Source organism: Xenorhabdus sp. KJ12.1 (genome assembly GCF_963876495.1).
Classification (GTDB): Bacteria; Pseudomonadota; Gammaproteobacteria; order Enterobacterales; family Enterobacteriaceae; genus Xenorhabdus; species Xenorhabdus stockiae.
Map to the genome: position 1 here is coordinate 99457 of NZ_CAWNQH010000058.1, position 10076 is coordinate 109532.

Below are 10076 nucleotides of genomic sequence, written 5' to 3' on the forward strand. Positions count from 1 at the left end.
CAAATAATATGAAAGAAATTCGGATTGGCCTGATTGGTGCGGGCTATATCGGGCGTGCCCATGCTATAGCCTATGCGCAAGCACCGACGGTATTTCCATTAAAAGGAAAATTAGTACGTGCAATGATTGCCGGGATCACACCGGAGCTTGCTCAGACCCAAGCAAAAGAACTCGGTTTTCTACGCTCAACGGGCGATTGGCGAGAACTGGTTGCTCATCCTGATATTGATGTCGTTGATATATGTACACCAAATTTTTTGCACAAAGAAATGGCATTAGAAGCCATTAGGCACGGTAAACATATTTATTGCGAAAAACCACTAGCCTTGAATTCCCATGATGCAAAACAGATGGTGGCAGCTGCCAACATCGCCGGAGTAAAGACACTGGTGGGATTTAATTATATGAAAAACCCGACAGCTCAGCTGGCTAAAGAGATTATATCGAATGGTGAGATTGGCGAAGTTGTGCATTTTTACGGTACGCATAATGAAGATTATATGGCTGATCCCCTGAGTCCGATTCATTGGCACTGCTTTAAGAATGAGGCTGGTTTGGGCGCATTGGGTGATCTTGGCGCACATATTATTAATATGGCGCAGTATCTGGTGGGAGATATCACAACTGTTTGTGGTGATATGAAAACAATTGTGAAAGCACGCCCTGAAATATCGGGTTCTGCTGTATTGATCCCCGTTGAAAACGAAGATCAGGCTCATGCAATGGTACGTTTTGATAGTGGGGCTACAGGCGTGATTGAAACTTCCCGCATAGCCTGTGGCCGCAAAATGGGGCTGACTTATGTCGTCACAGGGGCTAAAGGCACTCTGAGTTTTACTCAGGAACGAATGGCTGAGCTGAAACTATATCGGCACGATGAACCGGCCAATCGCCAGGGGTTTAAGACCATTTTGGTCGGGCCGGAACATCCGGATTATGCTCCTTTCTGTCACGGCGCCGGGCATGGCATTGGCTTCAATGACCAGAAAACAGTGGAAGTGAAAGATTTAGTTGATGGTATTGCGTTGGATCAGGACATCTGGCCCGACTTTACCGAAGGTTGGAAAGTCTCTCGCATTCTGGATGCAATTGTCTGCTCTCATGAACAAAAACGCTGGGTTAACGTCACTGAAATTAATTAAATCTCGCAGTGAGCGACATACATGGGTTAGCAACATAAGTTAGCAAAACGCACATGGGTAAGAGGTGGAGCGATGGAGCAACATAAAAAGTTTGATGTTATCTGTATGGGACGTATTGCGGTTGATTTATATGGTCAGCAGATAGGGGCCCGTTTGGAGGACATGACGAGTTTCTCTAAATATCTGGGAGGCTCTTCTGGCAACGTAGCTTATGGTACCGCGCGTCAGGGATTAAAATCGTCCATGTTGGCCAGAGTCGGTGATGAACACATGGGGCGTTTTCTGCGTGAAGAGCTGGAGAGAGTAGGGTGTGATACCAGCCATTTAATTACTGATAAAGAGCGTCTTACGGCTTTGGTGTTACTCGGTATAAAAGATAAAGAAACTTTCCCGCTAATTTTCTACCGTGACAATTGTGCTGATATGGCGATTACCCGCGATGATTTCAGTGAGGAATATATTGCTTCTGCCCGCTGTTTGGCGATTACCGGAACTCATCTTTCTCACCCAAAAACCAGAGATGCCGTGCTAACCGCATTACAATATGCCCGCCGTAATGGTGTAAGAACAGTTATTGATATCGACTATCGCCCTGTATTGTGGGGGCTGACTTCACTGGGTGATGGCGAAACCCGCTATATTGCCTCGGAGCAGGTGACTACTCAATTACAGGAAGTACTCTCTCAATTTGATCTGATAGTGGGTACAGAAGAAGAATTTCATATTGCTGGCGGCTCAAAAAATACCGTAGATGCCTTACGCCGCATCAGGGAACTGAGTTCGGCCACTCTGGTCTGTAAACGTGGGGCACTAGGGTGCTCTGTATTTACCAGGAATATTCCTGAAACTCTTGATGAAGGGATCACTATTCAAGGCGTTAAAGTAGAAATACTGAACGTGTTGGGGGCGGGGGATGCGTTTATGTCTGGCTTATTGCGAGGGTATCTGAATAACGAAAGTTGGGAACAAAGTTGTGCTTATGCAAATGCCTGCGGCGCTTTGGTCGTTTCACGGCATGGCTGTGCACCTGCAATGCCGGATAAAACAGAACTAGATAACTATATCGTGCGAGCAAAAAAACTTGCGCCAACAACAGTAGGTTATCGCCCTGATTTAGATACTCACCTGAATCACCTTCATCGCGTGAGTAGCCATCATAAGCAATGGCAGGAATTGTGTGTCATGGCGTTTGACCACCGGATTCAGTTTGTTGAAATGGCCCGTGAAGTGAATGCTAGTCTCGATCTCATTCCACCTCTGAAAAAATTGTTATTCCAAGCCAGTCAAGAAGTGAGTGCAGAAGCTAATCTAAAAGGTCACTCAGGCATATTATGTGACAGTACTTTTGGGCAGGACGTTCTTGATGCTGCGACCGGGCAGGGGTTATGGATAGGGCGTCCGATTGAATTACCCGGCTCCCGTCCACTCTGTTTAGAACATGGAAATATTGGTTCCCAGCTGGTCAGTTGGCCATTGGAACATATCGTGAAATGTCTGGTGTTCTTCCACCCTGAAGATAACAGCACTCTGCGTCTGGGGCAGGAAGAAATAGTGAAGGAAGTTTATGCAGCCTGTTGCCAGTCAGGCCATGAGCTACTCTTAGAGGTGATCCTGCCATCCGGAATGACTTGTTCAGATGAATTTTATCTACGTGCACTCAAGCGTTTCTACAATCTTAGTATTAAGCCTGATTGGTGGAAATTGCCTCCCATGCAGTCTACAACGTGGGATCAAATTGAAGATTTGATTATGCAACGGGATCCTGATTGTCGCGGAGTTGTGATCCTGGGGCTGGATGCACCCGCAAAAACACTCAAGGCAGGTTTTAATGCGGCAGCAGGTAAATCCATTGTCAAAGGTTTTGCCGTTGGTCGCACATTATTCGGTAAAGCATCACAGAAATGGCTGGCTGGTGAAATTGATGATGAGACACTCGTTCTCCAAGTAAAAAAGAACTACCACAATCTGATTAACGACTGGCGTCAGCGTGATGAGAAAAATGTAAAAGAAGAACTGAATCCTCAATATACAGGAGAACCGTCATGACCGTTCAACTTGGCATCAACCCTCTGACATGGACTAATGATGATTTGCCTTCTCTGGGAGCAGAAACATCGTTGGAAACCTGTTTATCAGAAGGGCGTCAGGCAGGGTTTGCGGGTTTTGAATTGGGTAATAAATTCCCCCGCCAACCGCAGATATTAGGGCCTATTTTGGCTTCTCATTATCTGAAATTGGTATCTGGCTGGTATTCCGGGCAATTGTTGACACGTAGCGTCGAAGAAGAAATTGCAGCTGTTCAGCCACATTTAACGTTGTTGCGTGAACTGGGAGCGACGGTGATGGTTTTTGCCGAAGTGACAGACTGCATACACGGTGACCAGACTAAGCCCGTGTATTTACGCCCCCTTTTTCCGGCAGAGCGCTGGCAGGAGTATGGGGAAAAATTAACAGAGTTTGCCCGTTATACTCAGTCTCATGGGGTTCAGATTGCTTACCACCATCATATGGGCACAGTGATTGAAAGTGCTGAAGACATTAATCATCTGATGGAAAACACGAGTGAAGAGGTTGGGCTGTTGCTGGATACAGGACATTTAACCTTTGCCGGAGATGATCCACTGACTGTAGCAAAACGCTGGGGTAAACGAATTAACCACGTACATTGCAAAGATATACGGCCGGAGGTACTGGAAGATGTTAAAAACCGGAAAACCAGTTTTCTGGATGCAGTGTTAAGTGGTGTTTTTACTGTGCCGGGTGATGGTTGTGTAAATTATTCAGCTATTTTCAATGAATTGAGAAACAACGACTATCACGGCTGGCTGGTTGTTGAAGCAGAGCAGGACCCTGCAGTTGCACACCCGCTGACTTACGCCACATTGGGGTATAAAAATTTACATCGGCTTGCTAAAGAGGCAGGGCTGCTGTGAACACTGACATTAAAAAGTGACCTTGAGGTAGATTGTATGTCGAAGCTGTTGTCAAAATATCATAAACCCGATCAAAACAAGCGGACACAACATATCTCGCCAGAAATCGCAAACTGGGGATATGTTCATTTTGATGTTTACGAGCTGGATGAGGGGGAGTCAATAACATTGGCTGCTTCTGAAAATGAAACCTGTCTGGTTTTAGTTGCAGGAAAAGCAACAGTGAGCACTACTCAGCAGAGATTTGAACAGATTGGTGATCGTATGAGTCCGTTTGAGCGTAAAAAACCTTATGCTGTTTATATCGCGCCACATGAGGTGATAGAGATTATTGCTCAAACCCATTTAGAACTGGCGGTTTGTCAGGCAAAAGGGAAAGGAAATTATCCAACCCGCTTAATTACACCGCAGGATATTGGGGCTGAACAGCGGGGGAATGGGAATAATCGTCGTTATGTTCATAACATCCTTCCTGATCATCAGCCAGCTGATAGTTTATTGGTCGTGGAAGTTTATACTGATGAAGGTTGTACCAGCTCCTATCCTAGTCATAAACATGATACTGATAATGAACCTCAGGAAACCTATTTGGAGGAGACTTATTATCATCGTCTGAACCCACCACAAGGCTTTTGTTTACAGCGTGTTTACACTGATGATCGCTTATTAGATGAAACAATGGCGGTGTATAACAAAGATGTTGTGATGGTCCCGAAAGGGTATCATCCTGTAGCAACAATTGCCGGATATGATAGTTATTACCTGAACGTAATGGCTGGGCCTACGCGTAAGTGGCTGTTTACATGGGAAGCAGATCATCAATGGGTTAATAGTGACACATACGCTGAAAAGCATAGTAAGAGCTAAGGTTTTTTTATTACGAACACAATGAGCTTAAAGATAGGGCTTGTTGGTAAGAGAATAAATTGAAAGACGAAAAGTATATTGCTCCCTTATTAGGGAGCAATATTTGGGGATAACTATGGTAAGCGTTTAAGAGCAGATTTAGTGAACCAGTAAACTCCACTTGCTATTAGTAATGAATTAAGTGCTGGTATTCCCCACTCAATAGTTAACCCAATAATACTGCCAACGAGACTGGCAATAATAGCAGCCCAGCCTATAACCGATATTTCTGGAGGAAGTTGTCCTTTTTGTCTACTTTCATCCAATACCTTTCGATAAGAGCGTAAAATATAATAATCAACCAACATGACTCCCAAAATTGGCGGGAAAACAACGCCGAGCACAGTGAGGAAATCCACAAATCGATCTAGAATACCCAAAATGGAAAATAGGGTTCCCAATGTCCCAATTACTATTGTTGTTGGAGGGTAACGTAGCTTTTTCCCAGAAATTCCTTCGATAGCATTGATAACGCCCAATGATGAAGAGTACAGATTCAGGTCATTCACCCTTAATGTTGAAAACACTACGACGAACAAACCTGCACCACCCGCGGCCTGGGACATAATGGTGACAACATCGGCTGTATTTAGTGCTTTCGCGATTAAAATAGCCAGCCCATTAATAACAAACTCACCGGCAAGAATCGTCAACAGCGTGATCCCAAAAACATGTTGCCCTGATTTGGTATAACGAGTCAGATCAGGAGTCATCAAACTGGCGACAATTGCGCCACCAACAACTATGGTGATACCTGCACTGATAGATAAAGTTTCATCTGAATGAGGTAGTTGCATAATTTCATACCAGTTCTGGCCAGAATTACCGGGTAGTACAATGGTGGAAATATAAACAATTAACAAGATAAACATGGGTACAGCAATTCTGGCGGTGAATCGTAATGCTTTAAAACCAAAAGCGACAAGAGTCGTCAATGAAGCACCGGATATGATTGCCGCAAGACTAAAGCCAAGTTTATCCCCGCAAGCAAAGTTAAGGGATTTAGCAAAAATAGCATTCTGAATGCCAAACCAGCCTAATAAACTGACGGCAATAACAAGACCGATCAACACGGAGCCTATTCGTCCAAAACCGCACCACCGGGCTAATAAACTACCGGATAAGCCTTCACGCATGCCGGCAAAACCGAGGCCAAAAGTGACAATACCAAATATCAGACTGCCAATAAAAATAGCAATAAATGCATCGATCAGTGCCATAGCGTTGCCGAGGACAGCACCTAACATAAATTGATCCAATGCGGTTAACATGCCCATATGGACGATAGCCACGCTCAGCAAAGATAAACGTTGTTGTTGTGGTACTCGGCTTAGTGGGCTGTGTTCAATTTTGACCACTACCATCGATCATTCCCTGATTTTTAGATAAATAGAACGCCTTTCTCAATTAGACGTTCAGGAATATAACTATCTAATTGTAAATGCCTGCAAAATTCTTCAAATTGCTGATGCGAGTGAACATTCGCTTTCTGATAGATGTTATATATCCGATTTTCTATTGTCTTAGGAGTGACATTGTAAATCTGAGCTATTTCCTTACTTGAACGCCTTTGCAACATCAAAAAGATGACATCCAGTTCCCCTTTGGTAAACAAGTTTGTTTCGGCCTCTGTTGTTAACACGCTGGGTTTATGTTGATTAATATATTTTAGAGGAGAAAGGCTACTGAGTGGCTTGGCATTCCAGACAATGCCAATGCACTCTTTTTCATCGTTGTACACAGGAAATTTTTCGCTGATAAAAGGGGCGAGACTATTTTTTCCATACCAATAATGGGTTTCGATGATGGAAACCCTGTCTTTTGATTCTTCGGTTCTCCGGTCATGCTCTTTTAAATCTTGTGTAAATTGATCTTCAGACCAGTGAGCTGGAAATTCACAGTCAAGTTTACCCTCTACGTCAAAATTTTCAGGTGTATTGGTGTATAGATAGGCTGCTTTATTCATATAGATATGACGGGACTCTAAATCCTTAATGCCCCAAGGATCGCTGAGATGTTCCATCATAGCGATCAACCCTTTCAAGTAGGGTTCATTATTTTTATAGAGTGAACTCATTTTTATCTCATATAGTTTACATGTGGTAAATTTTATTTTGTAAATAGTAACCAATATATCTATATGTTATTCCTCATTGATCTTTAAATAGAAGTCATAATTTTGAGATGGAATGGGCGAGTTTTTAATAAAAAGCATTGGCATAAGTCATATTCACTTTATTTAATATTATTTTTGTATTTTTATTATTATTTTTTAATGGTGTTAATCAAAATATAACCCGAAAAATTAATATTTTCCATAAAAAACAATTTAGTTGTATTATTAAATAATAAGGTTGGCAAATAAATTGCTATCATTTTTTATGTCTTATGGCAAGAGTGTTCTTCACTCTTCCGAAGTTTGATAAAAAATGTTTATTCTAAAAGGTCATATAAATTAGATGGTTACATATTTTCCTAGGCATTGCTATGTATAAAAAACAAAAAATGGAATACCTGAGAAAAAATTTACAGTATTTACTTGATTCTAGAGGGGAAACCCGGGTGTCACTTTGTGACCGAACGGGGCTTAATCGAACAACGATCTACAATATTTTAGATGGTCGAGTACAAAGTGTTCACTCCTCAACAATCCAAAAAGTATCTAATTTTTTTGGTATTTCTTACAGTGAGATCGAAGCGATTGATATTGCAGAAAAAGAGCGCATTGATGCAATTGTTTCTTATGAAGGGAATATGAATCCGTGTGCTGTCCCGCTGTTTATGCAATCTGAGTGTGTTACTACCGAGTTTTATGAAAGTAAAATTGGCACACTTATTGTTGGAAGAACACTAACTTATTATTTTGGTTCTGGCCCTAATGTTGTCGCTATTTTACTTGAGAATGATTTTTCGGGTAAATATAATGCTGGTGATTTACTAATAGTCAGGAGAGGTAATTATCAGAGCGACAACCCTAAATTATGTTTCGATCCAAAACAGAAAAAGTTTCATATCAATGAGTCTTGTGTTGAGAATTCAGACGATTTTGCAGTGATTGGAGATATAATGGAAGAGCGGTTTGGGTATGGGAAAAAAATATAAATTATTGGGATTTAACAGTTACGATAATACAGCCAATGTATTAATTTTATCAACAGGAAAAGTTTTAAAAATCAATGTGAAGGAGTTAGAAAAGAGTGAAATAGCAGATGACTTCGATAGTCACGAAACGAAATCGCTCTACAGAAAAATATACTCTAGTTTTCCAAATTCACCCTCAATCTATGAAATTGAGGAGCGTAACGAAAAGTCCTGGGTTGTTTATTCACTTCTCGCTCTGTTACTAACAATTTTCTATACTTTCAGTAATATAGCAGCAGCGAAACCTGTCTATATCGAATATTTTGATATTATTGTGACTCCGGGTACTTTCATTTATCCGTTCTCATTTTTAGTTATTGATTTGCTCAGTGAGTTTTACGGATTCCGGCTGGCAAGAAAAGCTATATACATGTCTCTGGCTTCTAACCTGATTATTGTCTCGTTATTAAGTATATCGACGGCTCTACCGGCCATTCCGGGCTGGGGTTTGAATGAGCAGTATAATGCTTTGATGAATCACATCCTGTCGGCGATTTTTGCTTCTTCATTGTCATTTTTAGTCTCAGAGCTGGTTAATTCGTATGTCTTGTGTAAGTTAAAAGACATGACAAACTCCCGGTTTCTGGCACTAAGGGTGTTTTTTAGTACGTTTATAGCCTCAATCCTTGATAGTTTTGTTTTCTGTTTTGTTGCATTCTACGGAAAACTTCCTACCAATCAGATCATTGGAATGATGGTAGTGCAGATCTTAATTAAAATCTTCTTTGCTTTGTTTAACGTCTTTCCTGCCTATGGCTCGCGTTATTTGTTCAATCGCTGGGTTGTTAAGGCTGCACATTAATCAACCGCATGGAGAGCATTTCTCCATGCTATTTCATCGATAAAATCCTGCCTAATGTAGTATAATATCCTGCTATATCCACTGTTTTCCATGTTAATTCTTTGTTGTCTGCGCTCCTTTATTGCCGTAATACAACTCGAAACTCATGGGGGTATATTGATGAAATGGTTGATGGTTAGCCTTAAATTTAAACTTTATCGTGATTAAAAGGATACTATAAATTCCGTATATTTATACAGTAGTACTTTTCATATTCACATTATCTATGCAATAAATTTTGTAAAATATGCTTATTTTTTTGCATTTAGTGATAAATACAATATTTTAAATTTTTATTGATATAAATCAATTAGATAAAATAACATTAATCATTTTGTGTTTTTTGATAGCTAAATAAAAACGCGAATATTGTGTAGCTAAATCAACATTTGAGCTTTTATTTGTTGATTTTGTCATGAGTCTGGTGTATTAATTTGGCTGTAAAAATATAAGTTATAATTAAGATTTTGTCAGATAACCGGGGAGTGAGTTATCACTGCCTTTTATTTAGACAAATAATTTTCATTATTTTGAATATACCTAATGGATTTCGAGTTGCATCTGGCGGTAAGGGAAAGACTCTCAGGAGCATAGTCAACTATGTGACAGGGGGGAAGTGAACGAAGCCAACAAAGTAGTAGCTTGAAAGACGGAAGGTAATTAGCTTTAAACTAACCCAACACCAGGGTAATCTCTGAACGTTTTTTGTTCTTATGGTAATCGGTCTCTTGGTCAGCATTGCTGGCTAAGAGACCGGAAAACCTTCAATTGGAACACATTCTAAATGAATCGTTCTGCCATTGTTCGATAACATTCTTCCTGACCTGAAATCTCACCAAACTCAGCTCTTATTATCATTCCTTCTATAAATGTTATCAGTGCTTCTGCTTTGCTCTCTGCATTTCCCTGATTGGTTGAGAAAATAGATAACAACAGTGATTTTATCCATACTTTATGTTGTTGGACCTGTTTAACGATAGCTTCATCGTGTCCTTTAAATTCAGCCAGAGCATGGGTCATGCTCCCAATAGTTAGATCTGTTATGAAAGATAGTATTCACGCTCAATGAACGTACCTACCACTTTGTCATGCATCTCTTCGGATTTGGAATAA

At 40.9% G+C, this 10076-nt stretch carries 9 protein-coding genes; 6 read left to right on the forward strand and 3 right to left on the reverse strand.

Going from position 1 to position 10076, the window contains the following annotated elements; all coding sequences use genetic code 11:
• Nucleotides 1-8: 8 nt before the first annotated feature.
• The 4 genes from AACS92_RS06310 (at nt 9) to iolB (ending at nt 4942) form a co-directional block, all read left to right on the forward strand.
• Nucleotides 9-1142: a Gfo/Idh/MocA family protein gene (locus AACS92_RS06310; protein ID WP_099110501.1), complete on the forward strand. Its 1134-nt coding sequence runs from the start codon at nt 9-11 to the stop codon at nt 1140-1142.
• A gap of 72 nt (nt 1143-1214) precedes the next feature.
• The gene (locus tag AACS92_RS06315) at nt 1215-3188 is read left to right on the forward strand and encodes a bifunctional 5-dehydro-2-deoxygluconokinase/5-dehydro-2-deoxyphosphogluconate aldolase (RefSeq protein WP_099110502.1); all 1974 of its coding nucleotides are present in this window, start codon (nt 1215-1217) and stop codon (nt 3186-3188) included.
• The gene (gene iolE, locus AACS92_RS06320) at nt 3185-4075 is read left to right on the forward strand and encodes a myo-inosose-2 dehydratase (protein WP_099110504.1); all 891 of its coding nucleotides are present in this window, start codon (nt 3185-3187) and stop codon (nt 4073-4075) included. The genes AACS92_RS06315 and iolE overlap by 4 nt, the downstream gene beginning before the upstream one ends.
• 36 nt (nt 4076-4111) lie before the next feature.
• Nucleotides 4112-4942: a 5-deoxy-glucuronate isomerase gene (gene iolB, locus AACS92_RS06325; protein WP_099110505.1), complete on the forward strand. Its 831-nt coding sequence runs from the start codon at nt 4112-4114 to the stop codon at nt 4940-4942.
• A gap of 113 nt (nt 4943-5055) precedes the next feature.
• Here the strand turns inward: iolB and AACS92_RS06330 are convergent, their stop codons facing one another.
• Complete coding sequence (locus AACS92_RS06330) at nt 5056-6339, reverse strand: cytosine permease (RefSeq protein WP_099110518.1); 1284 nt, start codon at nt 6337-6339, stop codon at nt 5056-5058.
• 23 nt (nt 6340-6362) lie between these two features.
• Nucleotides 6363-7058, reverse strand: a complete 696-nt coding sequence (locus AACS92_RS06335; RefSeq protein ID WP_099110506.1) for a helix-turn-helix transcriptional regulator — start codon at nt 7056-7058, stop codon at nt 6363-6365.
• 410 nt (nt 7059-7468) lie between these two features.
• Between AACS92_RS06335 and AACS92_RS06340 the strand changes: the two genes are divergently transcribed.
• Both AACS92_RS06340 and AACS92_RS06345 read left to right on the forward strand, forming a co-directional pair.
• Nucleotides 7469-8083 (forward strand): helix-turn-helix domain-containing protein, encoded by a 615-nt coding sequence (locus AACS92_RS06340; RefSeq protein ID WP_099110508.1) that lies wholly within the window; start codon nt 7469-7471, stop codon nt 8081-8083.
• Nucleotides 8067-8924 carry a queuosine precursor transporter gene (locus AACS92_RS06345; RefSeq protein ID WP_099110509.1) on the forward strand — a complete coding sequence of 286 codons (858 nt, stop codon included), beginning with the start codon at nt 8067-8069 and terminating at the stop codon, nt 8922-8924. The genes AACS92_RS06340 and AACS92_RS06345 overlap by 17 nt, the downstream gene beginning before the upstream one ends.
• An 819-nt stretch (nt 8925-9743) precedes the next feature.
• On the opposite strand, the gene AACS92_RS06350 is transcribed toward AACS92_RS06345, so the two are convergent.
• The gene (locus tag AACS92_RS06350; protein WP_099110510.1) at nt 9744-9983 is read right to left on the reverse strand and encodes a hypothetical protein; all 240 of its coding nucleotides are present in this window, start codon (nt 9981-9983) and stop codon (nt 9744-9746) included.
• Between the last annotated feature and the right edge of the window lie 93 nt (nt 9984-10076).

What these genes read in the sequence shown, in the direction of transcription:
- AACS92_RS06310 (WP_099110501.1), top strand. Translation starts at nt 9, where the DNA reads ATGAAAGAAATTCGGATTGGCCTGATTGGTGCGGGCTATATCGGGCGT.
- AACS92_RS06315 (WP_099110502.1), top strand. Translation starts at nt 1,215, where the DNA reads ATGGAGCAACATAAAAAGTTTGATGTTATCTGTATGGGACGTATTGCG.
- iolE (WP_099110504.1), top strand. Translation starts at nt 3,185, where the DNA reads ATGACCGTTCAACTTGGCATCAACCCTCTGACATGGACTAATGATGAT.
- iolB (WP_099110505.1), top strand. Translation starts at nt 4,112, where the DNA reads ATGTCGAAGCTGTTGTCAAAATATCATAAACCCGATCAAAACAAGCGG.
- AACS92_RS06335 (WP_099110506.1), bottom strand. Translation starts at nt 7,058, where the DNA reads ATGAGTTCACTCTATAAAAATAATGAACCCTACTTGAAAGGGTTGATC.
- AACS92_RS06340 (WP_099110508.1), top strand. Translation starts at nt 7,469, where the DNA reads ATGTATAAAAAACAAAAAATGGAATACCTGAGAAAAAATTTACAGTAT.
- AACS92_RS06345 (WP_099110509.1), top strand. Translation starts at nt 8,067, where the DNA reads ATGGGAAAAAAATATAAATTATTGGGATTTAACAGTTACGATAATACA.
- AACS92_RS06350 (WP_099110510.1), bottom strand. Translation starts at nt 9,983, where the DNA reads ATGACCCATGCTCTGGCTGAATTTAAAGGACACGATGAAGCTATCGTT.